General features: G+C 58.5%; 17 protein-coding genes. 7 read left to right on the top strand and 10 right to left on the bottom strand.

Annotated elements, in window-relative coordinates:
• Nucleotides 1-20 precede the first annotated feature (20 nt).
• Nucleotides 21-470 (bottom strand): transcriptional repressor, encoded by a 450-nt coding sequence (locus LAO20_13960; GenBank protein ID MBZ5532532.1) that lies wholly within the window; start codon nt 468-470, stop codon nt 21-23.
• A 177-nt stretch (nt 471-647) separates the two neighbouring features.
• Here LAO20_13960 and LAO20_13955 point away from each other — a divergent pair, with 177 nt between their 5' ends.
• Both LAO20_13955 and LAO20_13950 read left to right on the top strand, forming a co-directional pair.
• Nucleotides 648-938 carry a hypothetical protein gene (locus tag LAO20_13955; protein ID MBZ5532531.1) on the top strand — a complete coding sequence of 97 codons (291 nt, stop codon included), beginning with the start codon at nt 648-650 and terminating at the stop codon, nt 936-938.
• 38 nt (nt 939-976) lie between these two features.
• The gene (locus tag LAO20_13950) at nt 977-3,541 is read left to right on the top strand and encodes a penicillin acylase family protein (protein ID MBZ5532530.1); all 2,565 of its coding nucleotides are present in this window, start codon (nt 977-979) and stop codon (nt 3,539-3,541) included.
• A gap of 76 nt (nt 3,542-3,617) precedes the next feature.
• On the opposite strand, the gene LAO20_13945 is transcribed toward LAO20_13950, so the two are convergent.
• A complete protein-coding gene (locus LAO20_13945; protein MBZ5532529.1) occupies nt 3,618-5,012 on the bottom strand; it encodes a hypothetical protein in 1,395 nt (464 codons plus the stop codon).
• Nucleotides 5,013-6,600: 1,588 nt separating this feature from the next.
• On the opposite strand from LAO20_13945, the gene LAO20_13940 reads away from it, so the two are divergent.
• From LAO20_13940 to LAO20_13930, 3 genes are all read left to right on the top strand, one after another.
• A complete protein-coding gene (locus LAO20_13940) occupies nt 6,601-8,079 on the top strand; it encodes an NHL repeat-containing protein (GenBank protein ID MBZ5532528.1) in 1,479 nt (492 codons plus the stop codon).
• A 45-nt stretch (nt 8,080-8,124) separates the two neighbouring features.
• The gene (locus tag LAO20_13935; GenBank protein MBZ5532527.1) at nt 8,125-8,286 is read left to right on the top strand and encodes a hypothetical protein; all 162 of its coding nucleotides are present in this window, start codon (nt 8,125-8,127) and stop codon (nt 8,284-8,286) included.
• A gap of 793 nt (nt 8,287-9,079) precedes the next feature.
• Nucleotides 9,080-9,451 (top strand): DUF4288 domain-containing protein, encoded by a 372-nt coding sequence (locus LAO20_13930; protein ID MBZ5532526.1) that lies wholly within the window; start codon nt 9,080-9,082, stop codon nt 9,449-9,451.
• On the opposite strand, the gene LAO20_13925 is transcribed toward LAO20_13930, so the two are convergent.
• The 5 genes from LAO20_13925 to tatB form a co-directional block, all read right to left on the bottom strand.
• Nucleotides 9,448-10,398, bottom strand: a complete 951-nt coding sequence (locus LAO20_13925; GenBank protein MBZ5532525.1) for a TerC family protein — start codon at nt 10,396-10,398, stop codon at nt 9,448-9,450. The genes LAO20_13930 and LAO20_13925 overlap by 4 nt on opposite strands.
• Before the next feature lie 183 nt (nt 10,399-10,581).
• Nucleotides 10,582-11,997: a M20/M25/M40 family metallo-hydrolase gene (locus LAO20_13920; GenBank protein ID MBZ5532524.1), complete on the bottom strand. Its 1,416-nt coding sequence runs from the start codon at nt 11,995-11,997 to the stop codon at nt 10,582-10,584.
• Between the two features lie 97 nt (nt 11,998-12,094).
• Nucleotides 12,095-13,060 (bottom strand): M28 family peptidase, encoded by a 966-nt coding sequence (locus LAO20_13915; GenBank protein ID MBZ5532523.1) that lies wholly within the window; start codon nt 13,058-13,060, stop codon nt 12,095-12,097.
• A 79-nt stretch (nt 13,061-13,139) separates the two neighbouring features.
• Nucleotides 13,140-13,898, bottom strand: coding sequence for a twin-arginine translocase subunit TatC (gene tatC / locus LAO20_13910; protein MBZ5532522.1), 759 nt, complete (start codon nt 13,896-13,898; stop codon nt 13,140-13,142).
• Nucleotides 13,899-13,956: 58 nt separating this feature from the next.
• On the bottom strand, nt 13,957-14,268 hold the full coding sequence (tatB, locus tag LAO20_13905) for a Sec-independent protein translocase protein TatB (GenBank protein MBZ5532521.1): 312 nt from the start codon (nt 14,266-14,268) through the stop codon (nt 13,957-13,959).
• Nucleotides 14,269-14,546: 278 nt separating this feature from the next.
• Here tatB and LAO20_13900 point away from each other — a divergent pair, with 278 nt between their 5' ends.
• Nucleotides 14,547-16,163 carry a S41 family peptidase gene (locus LAO20_13900; protein ID MBZ5532520.1) on the top strand — a complete coding sequence of 539 codons (1,617 nt, stop codon included), beginning with the start codon at nt 14,547-14,549 and terminating at the stop codon, nt 16,161-16,163.
• Nucleotides 16,164-16,485: 322 nt separating this feature from the next.
• Entirely contained in the window at nt 16,486-18,111 is a 1,626-nt protein-coding gene (locus tag LAO20_13895; protein ID MBZ5532519.1) for a hypothetical protein, read from the top strand.
• 114 nt (nt 18,112-18,225) lie between these two features.
• On the opposite strand, the gene LAO20_13890 is transcribed toward LAO20_13895, so the two are convergent.
• From LAO20_13890 to LAO20_13880, 3 genes are all read right to left on the bottom strand, one after another.
• Nucleotides 18,226-19,284, bottom strand: coding sequence for a peptidyl-prolyl cis-trans isomerase (locus LAO20_13890; protein MBZ5532518.1), 1,059 nt, complete (start codon nt 19,282-19,284; stop codon nt 18,226-18,228).
• Between the two features lie 259 nt (nt 19,285-19,543).
• Nucleotides 19,544-20,461 carry a hypothetical protein gene (locus LAO20_13885; GenBank protein MBZ5532517.1) on the bottom strand — a complete coding sequence of 306 codons (918 nt, stop codon included), beginning with the start codon at nt 20,459-20,461 and terminating at the stop codon, nt 19,544-19,546.
• Between the two features lie 83 nt (nt 20,462-20,544).
• A complete protein-coding gene (locus LAO20_13880; GenBank protein ID MBZ5532516.1) occupies nt 20,545-21,456 on the bottom strand; it encodes a hypothetical protein in 912 nt (303 codons plus the stop codon).
• Nucleotides 21,457-21,887 lie beyond the last annotated feature (431 nt).

Raw genomic sequence — 21,887 nt, 5'->3', positions numbered from 1 at the left:
CAGCGAATGCAGGGGTCAGGCTAAGCCGGGCGCCGGTTGGACTTCTTGCGGCAATCTTCGCAGACGCCGTAGATCTGGAAGTTGTGCCGGGTGGCGTCAAAGTGGTATTTGCGGCCGATCTCCTCTTCGATGCGCGTGACTTCCGGCGAGAAAAACTCCACTGACGCGCCACACTCGGTGCACACCATGTGGTGATGGCTGCGGCGGTTGAACTGGTGTTCGTAGCGGGTCATCCCGTCAGGGAACGGCACCATGCTGGCCAGTCCGCATTCGGCCAGCAGTTTGAGCGTGCGATAGACGGTGGTGAAGCCGATCTTGGAGTCCTTCTTGCGCACCAGGCGGAACAGTTCGTCGGTGGAAAGATGGTCCCGAGTCTCCAGGAAGGTGCCCAGGATGGTGTCACGCTGGTCGGTGTGCTTGAGGCCGACGCGCTTCAGGTGTTTGTAGAAAATCTCCTGCGCCTCGCGCATGGATTCGCGCGTGGGCGGAGCATGATCGTCAATTCTCTTCTGCAGCATGAGTGCGAAGCCGGGAAATACGTGTCACCGGCCAAATGAAATTGAAATTCATTTTCATTATACTCGGGCCTTCCAGCCTCATGGCAAAAACCTTGCGGGAGCGAGGCGAGGAACGAGAAATCCCGTGCGATGATTGCTGCATGTAATAATGAGGAGGCCCAGTTGAGTTGGGGCAAGGCCACAATCGCTGCCGTGCTGGCTTTCTTTATCACCTTTGTCATTGTCTGGATTCCCGGCGGTATTTTGTTGGTTACTCTCCATCCAGACGAAACGATGGCCGGCCTGGCAACCTTCATCTTTGGCATTCCAGCCGGGTTTGCAGTCGGCGTTGTAACGTTTCTTGTAGTGCTCTTCAGGAGCCGCAAGCATGAGCCGCGGCCAAGCGAATCCATCCCCAGCAGAGATGAGCCGCGTTCCTGATTGTCGTGGTCGGCGGCCTTCCCTTACAATCGCAACCCATGGCCACAACCACTGTTGCTGCACCCGTTGCCCGCCGAAGCCTTCTGGGACTGACTTTCAAGGTCCTACTTTGGATCGTTTTGCTGGCGATCATCGCCGCCACACTGGCCTTTTTCTGGTTTTACAGCACGGCGCGGCGTTCTCTGGCGCAACTTGACGGCACCATCCAGTTGGCGGGATTGCAGGCGCCGGTCTCCGTGATTCGCGACGCGCACGGTGTCCCGCACCTGACGGCGGCGAACCTTCCCGACCTGTTCTTCGCGCAAGGCTACGTGACGGCGCAAGACCGCCTGTGGCAGATGGACCTGACGCGCCGGGCGGTAGGCGGCGAGATGGCCGAGATCTTCCCTGCCAGCAGCGGCCCCGCGCAGCCTGCGCCGCGGCCAGGCGTTGCCGCGCGCCCGCGCCAGACCTGGGTGGATTACGACAAGCAGCAGCGCATCATGCGTCTGCGCACGGTGGCCGAGCGCGTTGCCGCTCAGCTTACGACCCGCGACCGCGTGTTCTTTGAGGCGTATGCAAAAGGCGTGAACGCCTACATCGCCCAGCACCAGGACAATTTGCCCATGGAGTTCCACCTGCTGGGCTACAAGCCGCGCGCGTGGTCGCCGGCGGACTCGCTGCTGATCGGGATCGGCATGAGCCAACTGCTCAACCCGCAATACACGACCGAGTACTGGCGGGAGAAGATCGGCGCGAAGCTTTCGCCGGAGCTGATGGCTGACCTCTATCCACCGAGTTCCAAGCGCGACCATCCGCCAGCCAGCGAAGCGGGCAGCGTCGCAAACACTTCGGCAAGTCCAGTCCAGATTGAAAAGAAAAAGAGTGACAAAGAAAAGGCGCCCGCACAACATAGCCGTTCGTCTTCGCCTGCTTCGCTCGCAGATCGCGCAATCGCGCTTGGGGACCGCGCAACTGCTCCCGGCTTCCAAGAAGGGTTTCAAGAAGAGGCCGAATGCGAAGCCTGCGTGCCGGGATCGAACAACTGGGTGGTTTCCGGCGCGCATACCGTGTCCGGCAAGCCGCTGCTGTCGAATGACATGCATCTTCCCCACCGCGTTCCCGGTGTGTGGTATGAGCTCCAGCTGCACTCCGGCGACTTCAACATGGAAGGCTTCTCCCTTCCCGGCCTGCCGTTCATCAGCGTGGGCCACAACCAGCGCATCGCGTGGGGCTTTACCAATCTCAATCCTGACGTGCAGGACCTGTTCATCGAAAACTTTAATGCCGCGGGCGAGTATCAAACACCTACCGGATGGCAGAAACCCGAGATTGACCACCAGATCATCCACGTAAAGGGCCAGCCTGACGTTGGCTTTGATGTGGTGGTAACGCGCCACGGGCCGATTATCACGAGTCTGCTGCGCGGTGAGACGCGACAGATCGCTCTGGGCTGGCTGATCTACGATTCGCAGGCCATCAATGTGCCGCTGTTTGATCTTGATTCGGCGCAGAACTGGGAGCAGTTCCGCAAAGCGCTGTCCGTGTTCGCGACGCCGTCACAGAACGTGGTGTATGCCGACGTGGACGGCAACATCGGCTATCAGCCCATGGGCTTTGTGCCGCTGCGCGCCGCAGGCGATGGAACGGTGCCGGTCAATGGCGCTGACGGCAAGCATGACTGGATCGGTTACCTACCTTTCGACAAGTTGCCGAACCTGTACAATCCGCCTTCAGGAATCATCGCCACGGCCAACTCCAAGATCACGCCGGAGGGCTACCCGTTTCAACTGGCGACGCAGTGGTTCCCGCCGTATCGCGCCGAGCATATTTATCAACTGCTGAAGTCGGGCAAAAAGTTTTCGCCCGCTGACATGCTGGCCATCCAGACGGACGTCACGTCAGACTACGACCGCTTCTTTGCCGAGAAGTTTACTTACGCGATTGCGCACAGCTCCAAGGCCACGGAGCGCGCTAGGCAGGCCGCCAAAGAAATGGACGGCTGGGACGGCCGCATGCTGGCCGACTATGCTGCGCCAACCATCGAAGTGCGCGCCCGCCGCGCGCTGTGGGAGATGCTGCTGGAGCCCAAGCTGGGCAACGATGCCGAGAACTACGAATGGTCACAATCCGCTGTGGCCCTGGAAAACATTGTCCGCGAGCAACCCGCACGCTGGCTGCCTCCGGGCTACGCCAACTTTGATGACCTGCTCACCGCCGCGGTGGAGAAGGCGCTCAAAGATGCGCCCGCCGATCTGCACTCGTGGAAGTACGGCGACGTGTATCCGGTGGTGATCAGCCACCCGGTGTTCAGCGGCTTGCCCATACTGCACGGCCACGCTGGCATCGCCGGGCCGGGCATGAAGCCGCAATCCGGCGGGGGCTATACGATCAAACAGGTCGGCCGGGGCTTTGGACCATCGGAGCGGATGACCGTAGATTTTTCCAACCTGGACGCGTCCACTTTCAACATTGTGCTGGGCGAATCCGGCCAGCCGTTTAGTCCACACAATATGGACCACTGGGACGCCTGGTACAACAACAAGACTTTCACCTTGGCATTCACAGACGCGGCCGTGCAGTCGGCGAAGGAGCATGAGCTGAGGCTGGAGCCGGGGAGATAAAAAGGACTTGAAAGTTGCGTCAGCGCTGATCAGCAGCCTGACTTGATGTGCTCAATCACCCGATCCCCGGATTCGGCTATCGGTTGGTCCACTTGAGTTCGTAGATTTCGCTTGTGCTGAGCAGATGAGAGAGGATGAGCGAGCCGTCTGGCGTCAGGCCGAACCACGGGCCGAGCTGACCGGTTATTTTCTCCAGCGGCCCCAGGCTCACCACAGGAACGCGTTGCCCGTCGCGAATGCGTATGCGCTCAACCACCGCCTTCTTGTCCCGCGGGTTGTCCACATAAACAAATTGCGAATTACTGGACCAACTAATATTGTCCCCGTTGACAGAGCCAGCCAAAGTTCTCCATTGCTCCGTTCGACGATCGAAGATCAGAAGCTCGTGCGCGTGAACGCGAAGCGCGGCGATGTATTTGCCGTCAGGAGACCAGCGAGCGGTGCGCATGCCGTTGGAACCGTGCACGATCTCGGCCGTGCGCGTCGCCAGATTCAACCGCCGGATCCAGCAGTTCTCGGTCTTTTCGCAAACTACGTTGCCATAAACAAGATGGTTGCCGTCCGGCGACCAGCTTGGCGCACCCTGGTTGTCTTCGCCTTCAGAGGCTTGTTCGATAGGCCCGCCATCGCGGCCGACCAGGTAAATCCGCCACGGCTTGCCTGGCGTCCTGCCCATAAAGGCGACGCGCTTTCCATCGGGCGACCAGGAAGACAGCTCCACCTCCCACGGGGCCTTGGCTAGCAGCAAGGGTTCGGTCCCGTCAGCTCGGCTGCGCCAAAAGGAAGCGCCTTCCATGTCGGTGTAGGTAATCCACTGCCCGTCCGGGGAAAAACTCACAAACGTCGCTGACAGACCCGGAAGAAAGGTCTGTGAAGTCCCTTGTTTCCTATCCAGCTTGAGTACTTCACCGCGAGGAGTGCCCGTGATGGTCACGTACAGGGTATCTGGCAGAGCCGCCGGAGTGAGCGACGAGATGGTGCCGATGTCCACCGGCAACTCCTTCGCTTGGCCAGACGATTCCCCCTGCACCATCAGGTGTGAATTGTTGCTGGAATCGCCCTCAATGTACACAAACCTTTTGCCATCACGGGTCCACGCCCAGTCTATGCAACAGCCGGGCCCCATGGGGAGCCTTTGCGGCTGCGTTGTTGTCCCGTCCGGCTTGACATCAATCTCCCACGTTGAATGCGCGTAGGGCCCGGATTCTTCCACATTGAAGCGCAGGCGCGTGCCGTCCGGGCTCCACAACAGCTTGCCCGGAGACGCGGTAAAAGGCGCGATGGCGTGGGCATGGGAGCCGTCGGCATTCATTAACGTAATGGCCGTCCTGCCGGAACAAGCAATCTTGTTCTTGTCGGGCGACCATTGGGCATCAACGCAGGAGTTCTCACTTACGCGATTCGGAGTACCACCGAGCGCGGATATCTCCCACAGCGGGCCATCAATCATGATGCCCTCTTCGGTGCTCATCAGGAGGCTCTTGCCGTCCGTTGAAAGATCATGAAGCGTGACATTTGGAAATGGAGTCAACAGCGGGCGAGTTGGGCCCCCGGCTGCAGGCATAGACATTAGGACGCCGCGAGCGCCTTCGGCTTGGATGAAATAGATCGTTTTGCCATCCGTCCGTAGCCCTACCTTGGGATGTCCGTCGTCGGTTAGCTTGTGAATCTTGACCGGACGAAGCGAAGCGGAAGCGCTTGGCCGAGTCACAAGTACTGCCCAAGCCACCGCGAGCATTAAAACGATTCCCGCCGCTACCTTCCGCTGCGTACCCTTGAACGGCCGCCACGTTGCTGCCTTACCTTCGGCCCCCGGGGACAAAGAGACAGCAGCAGTCGCAGGCGCTTTGCGGTTCTCAAGATCGCGCAAAGCTGGACCAGACCCTGGCATTCCCGCGTCCTTTGCCGCGCCACCCCGGTCTCCATTCTGCGTTCTTGCATGGAAGGCGCCTTGTGCCGGGATTGGCTCTGCGCCTTGTTTTCCATTTTGCCCTGAATCATCATCTGCCAATACAGAGCTGGCGTCTTTCTGGCTGCCCAGCCAGGCATCAATTTCATGGGGATAAGCGAAAACCGCCTGGCGCTTCCCTCCTGGTACGCGATGAACGGGCAAGCCTCTCTCTTTACCCCAACGGATGGCCGTGCGGACATCGCGCTTGAGGTAGTCGGCGATCTCCTTCCAGGAGTCGAGCCGGCCGCGGGCAGAGTGGTTCTCTGGCATCTTGCGAAACCTTATAGGTTTTAAGTTAGGGACCGAGTGGACTTGCAGCGGTTGGCGCCGAGGCCGAAATAAGGGGGTGTCAGTAAAAGTCAGCTTCCGCCAGCTTCTGCCACTTGTGCAGCATAGCCCTTTCGGGCGATATAGGCAAGTGTACTTTGGTACCCAACTCTAGTGATTGCCTTAGACCTGCTTAAGGACGTGTCGCATGAATTCAAGGTCATCATCAGTATTTTTGGCTGCGCTCATTACGGCTCTCGCAAGTATGGCGATAGTCGGTTGCAGCGGAGGAGGCAGTAACGCGTTTCTGCCAACACCCACACCGACGCCCATACCAACACCAACACCAGTTGCAGTTGCAAGCATTTCACCTGCGGTGGTGTCATCCGGTTCGGCTGACACTGCTATTACCGTGAACGGGGCGGGATTTCTGTCCAACTCAAGTGTGCTCGTGAATGGGAGCAAGGTGGGAACAACCTTCAATTCGTCGACTCAGCTTCTGGCTTCAGTCCCCGGCTCTCTCTTTGCAGCTCCCGGCACTTTGCAGATATCGGTCTCCAATTCTGCAGCAGGGGGCGGAACTTCTGGGAACGTACCACTATCCGTTGTCTTCGTAGCTTCTCTTTCTTTGTTCGCGACTCCAGCAGCTTCTGGAGCGGCAGCTGGACCCTGGATATTGAATGCCGTCGCGCTCGACCCGACTGGGAAACCAGTGGTCGGTTTACCGGTAGCCTTAGGCGCATCTGCCGGCACCGTATCACCCCTCGCAGGCTTTACGGATTCAAACGGGGGACTAATTGCGGGCATAACTCCACCGGCGGCCATTGATCCCACGCAAGCAGTGGCCATCACTGTAACAAGCGGTCGCCAAACGGCCGCGGTGAACATAGAGTTTCAGAATCTAACCACGGGAGCGGCTGCGCGTAGCGCATCGTCGGCAGCTCGAATTGGCGCAACCGCGCAGGCTGCGTTTCTAAACAATTTTCAGCCCTTCAGCATCGGCACTAGCGGATTGCCATCATCGACCAATCCCTTCACCATTCCTGACAGCTGCTATACCGACGCAGCTCTTACCACAACCGTCTCTGTGGCTTGTCAGCAGACTTACACACAGAATGGCTTGAATATCCAGCCGAGCAATTTGATCAATCAGGCCTGCAATGCAATCAATGCGGTTGGAAAGTTCAAGGATATCTTGAGTTGTGTTGGAACTGGGATAACGGTGGTTTCTTGTCTACTTCCAGAAACGGGGCTCGGAGCCGCCATATGCGCGGGTGCACTAGAGAACGCAGCAACCACGGCTGATTTGGCCACGGAATGCCTCCAATTCATCGCAACGCAGCTCACGGAGCGCTTTCTGGGAGGCGCGGCAGCGGATATACTCGGCCAGATATTCGTCCTGCAAGACCCGACCGATCCGGCAAACATACTATCGGAAAGCTGCACCGTCCTTCAGGCTCTGTTCCCACCCTCCCCTGGGGACCCTGGCGGCCGGGTTTATGTGGCAGATTCTTCCGCAAACGTCATTACGGTATATAACTCACAGGGAAGCATCATACGAGTTACCGGCTCGTTCCCAGGATTGAGCACCCCTGATGGCATGGCTTACGATGCATCAAACAAACACATATATGTGGCCAATCTTGGCAATAGCACGGTTACTGTTTATGATCTGGATGGCAATCTGATTGACTTGGGTCCGAACGCTTTTGCTGGACTCAATGATCCGGAAGACATCACATTTAATCCGATCAACCACCACTTCTATATAAACGAGCCGATACCAAATCAAGTTGTTGTATTTGACGAAAGTGGTAATCTCGTGACGCTGGCCCCAACGGCATTTTCGAATCTCAGCTCGCCTTTTGGCCTGGGATGGGACTCTGCGAACGGATTGATTTATGTTACGAACGCTGGGAACAATACCATTACCGTTTACGACCAATTGGGAACTCAGGTTCAAACTGCGGCAGGAGCTTTTGCAGGGCTTAACTCTCCCGACGATGTGTCTTGGGATCCTTTAACCGGGAATCTTTACATAACTGGAGCTGCTTCCGATGGTCTGGGGGGCTGCTCGGTTAATCAAATCTTTGTATATGCGCCGGACGGAACCGCAGTCTCGTCGGCAGGTGGTTTCCCGGGCTTGAACGGGCCTGACGCAATCGTGAGCAATGGAGATGCCGCGTCGCCAAAGTATTACGTGTCGAACATCTGCGGCGGAACGGTGAGTGCGTTTGATAGGAACGGAGTGCCGATAACGCTTCCGGCCGGAGCGTTCGCCAATCTGGTGCAACCTACGGGAGTCCTGGTCGTTCCTTGAAAACAGCAGTGAGACTGCTCATCAAGCTTTCGAACAGGAGACACCATGACCTTCAAATGCGCGCTTTGCGGTGAGCAGCATTCGCACAACGTCTATTACTGCTCCACGCATGACTGGCATCTGTGCTGGGAGTGCGTGCGGAAAGCGGTGATGACCAACAAGCTGACGTGTCCCAAATGCGGACATGAGGTGCATCGGGTGGACTGAGCGAGCAAGCGGACTCGAAGACGCAGGCTTGCGTTTGCGCGCCGCCTGTGTAGATACGTACACGCCATGATCACTATTCGAGACGCATAAACATTCCAGGTGCCGACGGGGCCAATGATGACGGGGCCAACAAGGAGAAGCTGAGCGCCCAGCAGTCGGCGAAAGCGCATGGCAGTGACGATGACGCGGCAGCCGGGGAGGTAAAAAGCCCCGGCGGTCCGGGGCTTAACCAAAGGGAAGAGTTGCGATGCTTCTTAGGAACTCCTGGGTCTTGAGCGAGTTCCCTTGCTGCTCGAGGTTCCAGCGAGGTGAGTAGTATCGTATAACGATGTAATGAGCTGCGCAAGGGGGATTTTTCAAACACTACAGTACTTTCGTCCACGCCGCGCGGGAACCTCCCTCTTGCTCCTAGCCGCAGGAAACCCCTTTCGCCGCTGGTCCGCTCGTTCTCTCGCCCTGGCCGTTAGGCTGTTCGCAGCAGAGGGCCTTCCAAGAAGAGTGGGATGGGCCAGTTTTTCCGTTTTTTGTCGCCTGGTTGGCGACTCAATCCAGCCATACTTTCTTCAGTCTTCAGGCTTCTTCAAATTAGAAAGATTAATTAATACCCCACCGTTCTGCGAAAAATACTTTGTGTCAGCCATATTTTTTGGCGCGCTTGGCCATCCTATATAGGTAGTAACGGGCATTCCCGAAGTTGAAGGGACGCCAGGTCGCTAATGACCACTGCCCAGGTGAAGTCCTTGGCCGGAGCGTTTGGCTGAGTTCCTGGTAACCTATTGAAAAGGAACCCATTATGGCCGACCTCCCCTCGGCACGCTGGTACATTGCTGAACTGACTGAGGAAGTCATTGAAGGAAATCCGCTAAACGTGGTCCACCGGGCCACCCGGGTCATTTTTGCCGATTCTCCCGAGGACGCCTACGAAAAGGCGCTCTCCCTGAGCGCGCAGACCGAAGACGGCTACCTGAACCAGAAGCACAGCGCCATTGCCCAGACCCGCTATTGGGGGCTGAACGAGCTGAATCTGGTTTCCGACGATCAGCCTCGCGTCGCCACCGACGTGCGCAAAAAGCGCCCGCAACCGCACTATCGCAAGTCAGACCGTTTGACGCCGGCACAGGTGGCGATCCTGATGTCATTTATGCCGAGCGAGCTGCCGAACTAGGCTTTTTCTTTCTTCGGAAACAGGATGGAAGCCAGCACTGACACGGCCAGCACGCCGGCGATGACGCACAGCGCCGCCCATGTGGGAATGTGGTAGATGGCCTCCACCAGCATCTTGGCCCCTATAAACATCAGCACCACCGCCAGGCCGTAATTCAGGTAGTGAAAGAGTTTCATCAGCCCGGAGAGAGCAAAAAAGAGCGAACGCAAGCCCAGAATCGCGAAGACGTTGGACGTATAAACGATAAACGAGTCGCGGCTGATGGCCAGAATGGCGGGGATGGAATCGGTGGCGAAGAGGACGTCCGTGGTTTCCACCACCAGCAAGACGATGAACAGCGGCGTAGCAAAACTCTTCCCTTCCTTGCGGACGAAGAATTTCCTTCCCTCGTAGGCGTCGCTCACCGGCAGGAACTTGCGCGCCAGGCGCAGCACCACGTTGCGCGAAGGATCAACGGTCTCGTCTTCGCCTTCGCCCAGCAGTTTGAAGCCGCTGTACACCAGGAACGCCCCAAAGGCATAAAGGATCACGTGGAAGCGGTGCACCAGCGCCACGCCGGCCACGATAAATATTCCGCGCATCATCAATGCGCCGATGATGCCCCAGAACAGCACCGTCTTCTCTTGTTCAGGTGGAACTTTGAAGTATGCGAACAACAGCAAGAAAACAAAAAGATTGTCTACGCTGAGGGCTTCTTCTACCAGATAGCCGGTCGCAAACTCCAAGGCCTTACCGGGCCCCAACTCCTGGTGCATGAATTGCTGAACAGATAAAGGCGCCAGATAGATGAACGCGGCAAAAGCGATGGCAAGACCAATCCAGAAGGCGCTGTTGAGCAACGCCACCTTGAATGACATGACCCGGCCTCCGCGGTTCAAGACCGCCAGGTCAAGGAACAGCAGGAGGATGATCGACGAATTAAAGATGATCCAAAAACCAATGTGCATGGAGGACCAGAAGCAAAAATCTTACCGCTGATTGACGCAGATGAACACGGGCCAGAAGCCGGACTCGCTCACCACGGAGGCACGGAGAAATTCAGTCCGGCTGGCAATCTTGCTTTCAGTCAGTGCAGCGAGCGCAACGACATCGCCAGCTCCACCCTTTACTCCGGGATGAGCGCTAGCTCGTCATTTAGTGCGGCCCCGCTTGCCAGCGGCCCAGGTGTCCCAAAGACCAAAGGCCTTCATCTGGTCGTCGAGATGGGTTTCACCGATCAAGGCTTCGATCTCCGCACGGCTCTGGCGCGCTCCCAGTCGCTCCGGACTGTCAGCAATGGCGAAGGTGAGATGCGCGGCGATGGCGATGTGTTTCCGCAGTTGCGGCAGATCAACCTTGTCGTACGTATCAGACTCGGCGTGGTAGTTGATCAGATAATTGGCCTCTTCCTGATTGGCGACCAGGGTTGGCACGCCTTCCAGGAGGAAGTCCATGTTGTCGGTGCCGACAAAGGCGTCGGTGGTCAGAGCGTTCGCGCCGAACTGCTTAATCGGCTCCAGCATGCGCGTGATGGGTCCCACCAGGTCTTTGCGGCCGCCCAGGGAGAAGCCGGTGGTCTTGCCGGTGCCTTCGTCCCAGGTGAGCATGGCCACGATGTTGTCCAGTTCATTTTGGTGAGCGCGGGTGTAGGCCCAAGACCCGATATTGATCTCTTCTTCGCCGGTGAACAACGCGAAGCGAATGGTGCGGCGCGGCTGCAGACCGGAAGCTTTGATGGCCCGCAAAACTTCTATCACCAGCGCGGCGTTGCAGCCGTTGTCCAGCGCGCCGGTGCCCAGCTCCCAGGAATCCAGGTGCGCGCCGATGACCACGAACTCGTTGGGCTTCTCCCGGCCGCGGATTTCGGCAATCACATTGTGCGCGACAACCGGCCCGCCGACGTGGTTGGGGATGGAGTACTTCATCCGAACTTTCTTGCCGGCAGCCAGAAGGCGGGCAATGCGCTCGCCATCTTCGCGCGCGACCATGAACTGCGTGAAGTTGCTGATGTGGTCGTCAAAGCTGCCGATGTGGCGATAAAGCAGGTCCTGTTCCCGGGTGGAGATGAACGCCACCGCCACGGCGCCGCCTTTCTTCGCTGCGGCAATAAGATCGCCCTGCTTCAGATATTCTTCAAACAGGTCGTCCCAGGTCTTCATGGTGTGGGAATGCACCAGCGCGACGGCGCCGCGCAAGTTGCCGGCTTTTTGGAAGTCCTGCGCTGAGCCGGAGCCAACGTCTATCACGGGCGAGCCGAGAGGCGGAGAGCTGGAGGGCGCGGTCCAGGTCAGCGACACGGCGCGGACGTGAAACTGCACCGGGCTCACGACGTCAAGCTGCGTGTGGCCTTCTGTCCAGGAAGCCGCGAGCTGCGCCGGTTCCAGGTGGATGTTCTCGCCGCCGGCTGCCTTGAAAGCGTCCAGGCCCCACTGCTCGGCGCGCGCCATGGCCGGAGTTCCGGGAATGCGTCCGCCGATTTCGTCGGTCAGGACGCGCAGGTTCTGCTCCAGCGTGGGCGCGGCTTGCGCTTCCTGCAGCAGCTTGTCCGTAGGGGTTTGCGCGGACACATAGCATGACATCGCAAGGAGAAGGGCGAGAGTAGTCAGTTGTCTCATCCAGCCGATTAAAAATGAAAGCCGTGAAAAGGAAAAGAGGAAACTCAAATTACCGTGCGTTCAGCAAGCGGATGGTTTCCAGGAACACGTCGCCGGTGATCTGCAAACTCTTGGGGCTGATCTTATCCAAAGTGTCTTCCACGGTGTGGTGGAAAGCATCATTGTAGCCGTAGTCCAGGTCAATGATGTCGGCGACGGGCACGCCGGCGGCTTTGAAGGGCAAATGGTCGTCGCCGCTGACCTCAATAGTCCGGTCGAAGAAGTAAGACTGATAGCCCAGACGTTGCGCCGCCTGCAGCACCAGGTCCTCAAGCCAGGGAGTGGAGTTGGAATCGCGCTGGATGTCCAGGTCCTTGTCGCCGATCATGTCCGCCAGCAAGAAGGCCTTGAACTTTTTGGTGGTGCCGTCCTGCTGCCACTTCTGGGCGAGATGGCGGCTGCCGAAGAGGCTGAATTTGTCGTCCCAGCCCAGGTCGCCCGGACGGGCGGAAGGAATGGATTCTTCGCCGTCAAGAAATGCCAGCCAGACGCTGTAGCCTTCCAGCTTCTTGCCGCGGAGTTGGTCGGCGATGGCCAGCAGCAGCGCGGTGGTGGCAGCGCCGTCATTGGCGCCAACGAAGCTGGTCTTGCGCAAGGGGTAGTTGGTGTCAATGTGCGAGCCCAGCAGGATGATGCCGTCTTTGCTGCCGGGGAATTTGGCGATGATGTTGCGCATGGGAATCTTGCCGGCGGGCGTGTCGGCGATGAAAGCATCGTCTTCCACCTGGTCGTTCTTCAGCTTGCTGTGGAGGTATTCGCCCAGCTTCTGCTGGCCTTTGCTGCCGTCCCAGCGCGGGCCGAAAGCAATGATGTCTTTCACATACTGCCAGGCGCGCACAGAATCAATGCGCAGAGCGGGACCGGCCGGCTCAGGATGGACGGCCGCGGGCGTGGCGGAAGCCTGCGGGACAACCGGCGTCGCCGAACCTGAGACGGACGCCGTCCGGCCATGGTCACAGCCAGCCAAGAAAGCCATCAGAGAGCTTAGAGCAAGCAATGACCACAACCGGCAAGCCTTCACGCGTGCGCTCCTCAAAAACCGGTAACAGTCTAATCTATTTCTGTTTCTCGTCGCGTTTTTCTGCGCGCTTGCGCCGCTGCTTGGGGTGGACCAGCCAGACAATGCCGATGCTCAAGATATACAGAAGGATCATGGGCGCGGCATAGATGGTCATGTTCATCATGTCGGTGGTCGGGGTGAGAATGGCGGCGATGACGAAGCAGATAAGCACGGCGCCGCGAATGTGTTTGAAGAGGAACCTGGCGTTGACCACGCCCATCAGGCCGGCAAAGCCCAGGACGATAGGCAACTCAAAGATCAGAGCCAGCCCCAGCATGATGGTGAGGAACAAGTCCGTGTACTCGTCCACCATGATGACCGACTTCATGCCGGCGTGGGCGCCCTGCTGGATCAGGAAGTCAAGGGCCACGGGAAACACGATCTTGAAGCCAAACACGCCTCCGGTCACAAACAGGCCTACCGACATGAACAAAAACGGCAGAACAAACTTCTTTTCGCGCTTGTACAGGCCGGGGGAAATGAACATCCAGATCTGGTAGAGGATGATCGGGCAAGCCATGAAAATGCCTGCGATCAAACCGATCTTCAGAAACAAGTTGAAGGGATCCGTGGGGTTCTTGAAGAACAGCGAGGGATCCATTTTGTTGTTGATGAGGGCGACCACGATGGGCTTGCGCATCTCATTGAAGATGCGTTCAGACTGCCACCAGCCCACGCCAAAGCAGACCGCCACCGAGCCGGCGGAAAGGATGATGCGTTTGCGCAGCTCTTCCAGGTGCTGCAACAGGCTCATGGCCCCCGTCGCACGCTGCTCTTTTTCTATTTGTTTTTCATCCGGCTCAGCGACTAAATCAGGCATCGTAATCCTGCGGGACGTTGTTCTTGATGCGCTCGGTCAGGCGGTTTAAGGCGCCCGTGATAGAGAGGTCTTCATCGCTGGCGAGCTTGGCCACTTCCTCGCCAATATGTTTGGTGGGGTCAGCCTCTTCCAGCTCCAACTTGCGGATTTCCTCATGAATCTGGCCCTGAAATTCGTTGCTGGCTTTCTTGAATTCCGCCACAAACTTGCCCACGGTGCGGGCGATTTCCGGCAGCTTCTTGGGCCCAAAGAGGATGAGCGCCAGGACCACCAACAAGACCATTTCTGGGAAGCCGATATTCATGGTGAGTAAACCCCATGATACCGCAAGATTGGTTAGAAGCAGACTTGGTTTTTGATTAAGTTTTCCAATCGCCGCGCAAAAAAGTGCGCACCTGGGCGCGCGGAACCGCATCCAAAACAGTACGAAAGTACCGGTTGTCCAGATCCCCCCGGGAACCGCTGGAATTAGCCCCGTCGGGGGACAAAAACGGGGCAAAACCGGGTACGAAGTGGTGCTATACTTGCGTCAGCATCCCGATAGCCGGGCAACTTTCAAGCTCGTACGTTGAAGGAAGATTCATGTCTCGTGGTTCACGTTCTTCGCTCTTATTGATATCACTCATCGTTGTGATCTGCGGTCTGCTGGGCGCCGGTTTTAGCCAGCGCAGCAGCAGCGCGTACATGGGCGCCGCGTCCGACAGTGAAGTCCGCGACGGCCTGCGCCAGTTCTCGCAGGTGTATTCGCTGGTGGAAGAGAATTACGCCGAGCCGGTCAACGCCGACAAAGCCATTTACAACGGGGCCATCCCCGGCATGCTGCACGTTCTCGATCCCCACTCCAACTTCTTTGACCCCAAGTCATACTCGTTGCTGCGCGAAGAGCAGAGCGGCAAGTATTACGGCGTGGGCATGCAGATTGCCCCGCGCAACAACAAGATCATTGTGGTGGCGCCCTTCGTCGGGACGCCGGCGTACAAAGCCGGGCTGCGGCCGGGCGACGTGATCATGGCGGTGGATGGATCGCCCACCGACAACCTCAGCGTCAGCGACGTGGCGGAAAAACTCAAAGGCCCCAAAGGCACCAACGTCCACATCTCCATCCTGCGCGAAGGCGCGGAGAAGCCGCTGGAATTCAACGTGGTCCGCGACGAGATCCCGCGCAACAGCGTGGACTTGAAGTTCTTCATCAAGCCGGGCATCGGTTACATGCACGTGACCGCTTTCAACGAGACTACGGAACAGGAAGTGGAAGACGCCCTGGCCCAGTTTGGCGAACTCAAAGGGCTGGTGCTGGACCTGCGCGGCAATCCCGGCGGCCTGCTCAATGAAGGCGTGGGCGTGGCCGACAAGTTCCTGAAAAAAGGCCAGGTGATTGTTTCCCATCACGGACGCAGCTCACCGGAGAAGCTCTACAAGGCGGCGCACGGCAACGGCGGCAAGGATTATCCCCTGGTGGTGCTGGTCAATCGCGGCACAGCTTCCGCGGCGGAGATTGTTTCCGGCGCCATCCAGGACCACGACCGCGGGCTGATTGTGGGCGAAGTTACCTTCGGCAAAGGCCTGGTGCAGACGGTGTATCCGCTTTCAGAAAATACCGGACTGGCGCTGACCACGGCCAAGTACTACACGCCGAGCGGACGCCTGATCCAGCGCGATTACAACGGCGTTTCGCTCTATGACTACTATTACGCCCGCGCGCAGGAAGACAATCCCAACAACAACGCCAACTCGTCAGGGAAAGAAGTGAAGCTGACCGACAGCGGCCGGACCATGTTCGGCGGCGGCGGCATCACTCCAGACGTGAAAGTGGCCACCTTTAAGACCACGAAATTTGAGGATTCCCTGCTGCTCAAGTACGCGTTCTTCAACTTTGCCCACCATTACCTGAACGGGCGCCACGTGGACAAGAGTTTTGAAGTCACGGACGCGGTGATGCACGACTTCCGCAAATTCCTGGATGCGCAGAAGATCCCTTACACCGAGCCGGAAATCAACGAAGGCCTGGACTACATCAAGGCCAGCATCAAGTCTGAACTCTTCATCAGCGAATTCGGGCAGGAAGAAGGCCTGAAGGTCCGCGCGGAGAACGATCCGCAGGTGCTGGCTGCGCTGAACCAACTGCCCAAGGCCAAAGAGCTGGCCGACAACGCCAAGAGGATCGTAGCGCAGAGAGCCGCAGCGCAAGCGAACCGATAAGATCTAATCCAGATCGTTTACGAGGGCCCGCCGGAAAGGCGGGCTTTTTGTTTTGTCGTGAACTCCCCCGCAACGTGAATTTTCCCAGTGACGACGGGCACATCGTCTCCCCAACTGATCCGTTCTATCGTTCCCAAAAGCGAACTGTTCGGAGCTTCCCAAAACGGGAACCTGCAAGCCAAAAAAAACGCACGACACGGTCATTGCGCTGGTGTTTGCGGACTAAAATTCCAGCCGCTTCATGCATCAAGAAGCAGATGCTACAACCCGGGGCCCTATTGCTAAGGTGCGGAGAAGGTGCTTTGGTGAAAGGAAAACCCACATGAGGCTCAGAAACAAGATTATCTCGCAGTGTGCTCGTACCTTGGTTGCGCTGCTATGCTGTTCGTCTCTGGTAAGCGCCCAAACCTCTTGCGTGCTGAAAGATCCGGGACCACGGCCGGCGGGGGGGAACATCCCTCACTACAGCGTTGCGGACGGTCACGGCAACAACATTCCAAATTTCACGCAGCAATCGCAAAATGGAACCTTCAACTCCTCCGGCAACGCCTTGCCCAACCTGACGGTGAACCAATTCAATTTCTGGGAATCCGGCATGGCGAAGTTCGGCGACGTAGCATCCGTACCGGGCGCAGCGGGCATCAGCCCTGAGCCGCTCAAAGGCCTGGGACCAAGATTCAACGGCAACAGTTGCTTCATGTGCCACTCGCAGCCGTCCATCGGCGGGAGCAGCCCTGGACAGGGTACGCCGCTTTTCGCGGGAAATCCGCAGATTCCCCTGGCCGGCGCGCACGGCGCCACCAATTTTGTGCCTTCCTTCGTGCAGAACCGGCCGAACGGGCCCGTGCTGGAGGCGCGTTTCCCGCTGGCTACCAACGCCACCGGCACTCCGGTGAACGTGCTGGATGGATCCGTGCAGCAGCTCTATACCATCAAGGGACGCAATGACGCGCCGCCGGTGTGCAACATCACGCAACCCAACTTTCCCGCTGCGGTGGCTAACAACAACGTGATCTTCCGCGTCCCCACGCCCACCTTCGGCATGGGATTCATTGAGACGGTGCCGGACAATACTCTGATCGCCAACTTGCTCGCGGCGAGCACGAACCCCTTTGGCGTCGGGGGCCATCTCAACACCAACGGCAACGATCAGACGGTCACGCGGTTCGGCTGGAAGGCGCAGAACGTATCCATGCTGATGTTTACGGGAGAGGCCTCGAACGTGGAAATGGGCGTCACCAATGAGCTCTTTCCTTTTGAGCGGCGGCCCGGCGATTGCGCCAGCAACACCACACCCGAGGACTTCACCACCCCCAACAACCAGACCATCTCCACCAACCCGGTTGTCGTAGCTTCCGACATCGAGCTTCAGTCATTCTTCATGTTCGCCAACACGGCTCCCGCGCAGTGCGATTTCAGCAGCCAGGCGCCGGGCGGGATTCCGCAATGCCTGCCGCTCAGCCCCGCCGCCGTCGACGGGCAGACCCAGTTCAACGCCGCGGGCTGTAACACCTGCCACACACCAAGCCTCACCACCGGCCCCTCTCTCTTCACCGACCTCAACAACGCCACGTTTGCTCCCTTTTCTGATTTTGCGCTGCACCACATGGGTTCCAAACTGGCGGATGGGGTCACTCAGGGCGCCGCAGGGCCGGATGAATTCCGCACCGCACCGCTATGGGGAGCAGGCCAGCGTCTGTTCTTCCTGCACGATGGCCGCACCAATAACCTGGTGGATGTGATCGAGCAGTTCCACGTGAGCCCGGCAACCGACTGTGTCAAGGTGACCGGCGTGTCCGAGACATTCATTCTCAACGGACAGACAATCACCATCCCTGCCGCGGCCACCACGTTCTGCGGTTCGGAATCGAATGCGGTCATCACTAAATTTAACCAATTGAACTGTACTCAACAGCAGAACGTAATCCTGTTCCTGCGATCACTTTGACCAAGGCGGCTTGGTTCTCCGTTTGAATCCGGCACGCGGCGTCCCAGATGGGGCGCCGTGTGCTGTTTGCAGTCCTGTTCCCTGCGCGATGTCGCGGATAAACCGGTGCGCAGGTCAACGACCCGGCCGTCGCGACGGCACGATCGGCGCCTCCACGGGAAGTTTGGGCGCCATAGGGCCGAAATATTGCTCATTGAACTCCGCTGGTGCAGCATCGCCGACGGCCTTGATGGCGTCCTTGAACTTCTGCTGGGCAATCTCGCGAGCGATCTCCGCTTTGACTTGGCTTTCCGGCAGCGTCTCCTTGCTCAAGACTTTGTAGATGACATAGCTCTTGAGCTCGGTTTGCACGCGGCTGATCTCTCCTGGTTGCAGGGAGAAAACTTCGTCCGCTTCCTTTTCCAGGAAGTCCGCGCGCCGGAAGTTTCCCAGGTCCGTGGCCGGTGGCGATTCCAGTCCCAGCGTGGAATACGCGTCTTTTTGAATTTGGCCGGGATCGTCGCCTTTGGCGGCCCGCTCATGCGCGGACTGGGCGGCTTGCAGCGCCCTCTTGTCGAAATCATTCTTGTCGCGACCGGAAAGATCTTCACGCGGAACAAGAATCCGCACCAGGTGGACCCTTTCAAACTCGGCCAGATGCTGCTGGTAGTAGGAGTCAACTTCTTCCTGCGAGGGACTGCGGAATTGTTCCTGCAGGTTGCGGCGGTAGAGATCGGCAATGGTCCGCAGGCGCGCCCAGTTCAGCACTTCGCGGAACTGAGCAGAGTCTTCCATCCCGGATTTCCTGGCAGCTTCTTCGAAGGCCAGGACCTCGACATAGGCCAGTGCAAGGTTCTGCCGCCCTGCGAGCGAAATTGGCTGACCAGCGGGATTCAAAGCGTTCATCAGTTTCTCAAACTGCTCGCGGGTGATGTTCGTGCTGCACCGGGCCGCGCCATTCACGGCTTTGCCCCCGTCCTCGCTGCACAAACCGCGGACGGTGATGACCGGCTGCGAAGCGCCCACTTGGGAGCCCTGACCGGCATCCTGCGCGGGCGGGGCTGGGGACGCCGAACCTGATTGCAAAGCTTCTGATGGCAATTCCGGGGAAGGAAGGCACGGCGATCCTGGCGCCCGACCGGAAATCAGCAGCAAAGAAAATCCGGCGAGCGTGATTGCTTTTGCGAGCCACATGGTGGATGGACACCTCACTTACTCTTGGAGTCGGCCACCTTCTCTGCTTTTTCCTGGGCGCCGTAGAGTATACATCGCGAGGCGCGCCGCCTGGCGACCCACCCCACTAGATCAGCCGGTGTATTGGTGTTCCTGAAGGTGAAGCTTGGCGCGTGCAGCATGCGCACGCTGCCAACGGTGGCCCGGCCATGCTCTATGCCGTCTGCACTCCCACGGACTCGGAGCAAGCCCGGCAGTCTTGCGCTCCCGTCCACGCACACTATTTGCCCGGCTTCCGCACCCAATATTCGCTGTCGCGGATGAAGCTCAGCGTCGCGGGATTGGCCGCCGGCGGCAGGAAGGTGATCACCGTGGATCCGTCAATCGCTTGCTGGATGTTGAGGAAGCGGTAGCGCACCACGTGGGCGCGGCCCTTGAAGACCACGAATTCCCTGTCGAACTGCACCACGCCAGCATCGTCGTCGCGGGCGACCCGGCCGTTGACCATGCCTGACATCTGGTAAGTGAAGCTGCCGTTGGCAGCGATGGTATAGCCGGCGCCGTAAAAGGCGCTGGCCGTGCTCTCATAGCGTCCGGTGGAGGCACTGTAAAAGTCGTAGCTGCTGCCTGCGCCGCTGGTCCAGTGGCCCACCAGGTCCGCCGTTGTAATGTTCGTCTTGATCGGCGACGCCTTCAGGGGCGCCAGCCGCACGCTGCCCAGCATGGCATTGGTGATGTGCTCTACGGCGTTGAGAGCCGCGCCATCGGTGGCGACACACTGCACAGGGATGAACATCCTGCCGGCCTCCAGAACATAAAGCCGCGTGTAGGTGGCGCGGTTCACGCTGGAATCGTCGGCGCGTTTACCGGGATAGCCCACCGTGTGGTTGATCTGGTAATACGGCTTGGCCGGCGCTCCCCGGTATCCGCCGCCGGCAATCACGATCGTGTTCCACGCAGTCAGCAGATCGGTTTCGGTATTCCCGCTCGAAACCATCGGCGGCCACACGGCCATCACCGCGAAACGCTGGCCGTCCTTGAGGGACATCATGCCACCGCCGCCTTGGCCCGCGGTATAAGTCCAGCCGTCCGGGACGGCGAACGTTACATCTCCAAAGCCTTGTACGCCGCCCTGCGCCAGGGCTGTGAAGGCTGAGACTCCAAGAAGAAGCAGGCAAGCAATCCGGCGCATGAGCATTTTCCCTTCCTGATCGCAAAGAATCACACAGCTAGTTTTTTGGCCCACGAATCAAGTAGTTACTGTCCTGCAAAGTCACCGCGTTATTTCTTGAGCGAACGCGTCCAGAACGTAATGTCACGATTCGAATTAATCTGCGCCATCTCCACGTCAGGAAACAGTGCCAGCACGGTGGAACCATCCAGCGCCTGAAGGAGATACACAAAGCGATAGCGCCGCTGGTGCTTTTGACCTTTCAGCATCACAAACCCGTCCGCCAGCTCCACGACACCCGTATCATTATCGTTGACCGGGCGGCTGTTCATCATCCCGCCCATCTTGTAGTCGTACCTGCCGTTGGCTCCGATGTTCCACACAGCGCTATAAAAAGTCTGTGTGCTGGTAACGTATTGCCCGGTGGATCGGCTGTAATAATTCTGGCTGAAGGCCAGACCCTCGTGCCATTCCCCGGTCAAGTCCCCTACTTTAGCGCTCAACTGAATGGGAGTTGCCTTGGCCGGCGCCGCACGAACGCTGCCGAGGATGGCCGCCTCCATGTGCCCCATGCCGTCCAGCATTTGGCGGTTCCCGCTGATGAACACTACCGGCACACAGCTCTTGCCGGTTTGGAGTGCGTAAAGCCGGGCGTACGCCGTGCCGCTGGTGTTGGAATCGTCATAGTACTTGCCCGCGTATCCCAGAGGTTTCGAGATACTGTACGGGTTGTACCCCGGCACGCCTCGGAACCCGGCTATTGCCAGGACCACCCGCTGCCAGGCCGCCTTGAAATCCTGGTCAGGATTCCCGCTGCTGGGCATGGACGTATAAACGCTCACCAGCCAGAACCGGTTGTCTTCCTTGTAAACCATGGCGCCGAAGTCGGGGCCGGTTGTGTAAGTCCAGCCGGCCGGGACGGCGAAAGAGACGTCGCCCACGGTCTGGACCTGGGCGAAGGCCGGGATGGTTGTGAGGCACAGGGCGATGCAGAGAACAAGCAGTCGCAGGGAGTGACGCATCGGGCAATCCTCCGATTTTTAAGGGCGGCTGAACGCAGGCGTTGGGGGGAGCGCGACCGCGTCAGAGCCCGGTTGCCGCCGATTATACCCAAGATTTGGGCGGGAGTCCCCAATTGCGATACCCCCTCCCCTCCCCGTTCATCCCCGGAAAATATAGACTTAGCTCATGTCATCCCCGGCGATCATTTTTCCGTGAGGTGAACCCCTGGGGTGAGACAGTTTTGGAGTCTGAGGTTTTCCGATCACGGCGATCACGTGCGATGTCGGCGATCACGGCGATTCTTCCACCCTCCCCCTTGTATCTGTTATTCAGCGGCAAATGGTAATGGACAATGTCGCTGCGAGGGATCCGAAGGCCTTTCGAACCCCTCGCGTGGCGGACGGCGCCCGTTTCCCCTCAGGCTACAACCGCGGGGGAGCTTTGGGACCGC

The organism is Terriglobia bacterium, from assembly GCA_020072815.1.
Lineage (GTDB): Bacteria > Acidobacteriota > Terriglobia > Terriglobales > Acidobacteriaceae > Angelobacter.
The sequence above is the reverse complement of the archived record's forward strand: the minus strand, read 5'-3'. Positions and strand labels throughout refer to the sequence as shown.

Bases quoted from the DNA above. Each gene is read 5' to 3' on its own strand.
- LAO20_13960 (MBZ5532532.1), bottom strand. From the start codon at position 470: ATGCGCGAGGCGCAGGAGATTTTCTACAAACACCTGAAGCGCGTCGGC.
- LAO20_13955 (MBZ5532531.1), top strand. From the start codon at position 648: ATGATTGCTGCATGTAATAATGAGGAGGCCCAGTTGAGTTGGGGCAAG.
- LAO20_13950 (MBZ5532530.1), top strand. From the start codon at position 977: ATGGCCACAACCACTGTTGCTGCACCCGTTGCCCGCCGAAGCCTTCTG.
- LAO20_13945 (MBZ5532529.1), bottom strand. From the start codon at position 5,012: ATGAGCACCGAAGAGGGCATCATGATTGATGGCCCGCTGTGGGAGATA.
- LAO20_13935 (MBZ5532527.1), top strand. From the start codon at position 8,125: ATGACCTTCAAATGCGCGCTTTGCGGTGAGCAGCATTCGCACAACGTC.
- LAO20_13930 (MBZ5532526.1), top strand. From the start codon at position 9,080: ATGGCCGACCTCCCCTCGGCACGCTGGTACATTGCTGAACTGACTGAG.
- LAO20_13925 (MBZ5532525.1), bottom strand. From the start codon at position 10,398: ATGCACATTGGTTTTTGGATCATCTTTAATTCGTCGATCATCCTCCTG.
- LAO20_13915 (MBZ5532523.1), bottom strand. From the start codon at position 13,060: ATGGCTTTCTTGGCTGGCTGTGACCATGGCCGGACGGCGTCCGTCTCA.
- tatC (MBZ5532522.1), bottom strand. From the start codon at position 13,898: ATGAGCCTGTTGCAGCACCTGGAAGAGCTGCGCAAACGCATCATCCTT.
- tatB (MBZ5532521.1), bottom strand. From the start codon at position 14,268: ATGAATATCGGCTTCCCAGAAATGGTCTTGTTGGTGGTCCTGGCGCTC.
- LAO20_13900 (MBZ5532520.1), top strand. From the start codon at position 14,547: ATGTCTCGTGGTTCACGTTCTTCGCTCTTATTGATATCACTCATCGTT.
- LAO20_13895 (MBZ5532519.1), top strand. From the start codon at position 16,486: ATGAGGCTCAGAAACAAGATTATCTCGCAGTGTGCTCGTACCTTGGTT.
- LAO20_13890 (MBZ5532518.1), bottom strand. From the start codon at position 19,284: ATGTGGCTCGCAAAAGCAATCACGCTCGCCGGATTTTCTTTGCTGCTG.
- LAO20_13885 (MBZ5532517.1), bottom strand. From the start codon at position 20,461: ATGCTCATGCGCCGGATTGCTTGCCTGCTTCTTCTTGGAGTCTCAGCC.
- LAO20_13880 (MBZ5532516.1), bottom strand. From the start codon at position 21,456: ATGCGTCACTCCCTGCGACTGCTTGTTCTCTGCATCGCCCTGTGCCTC.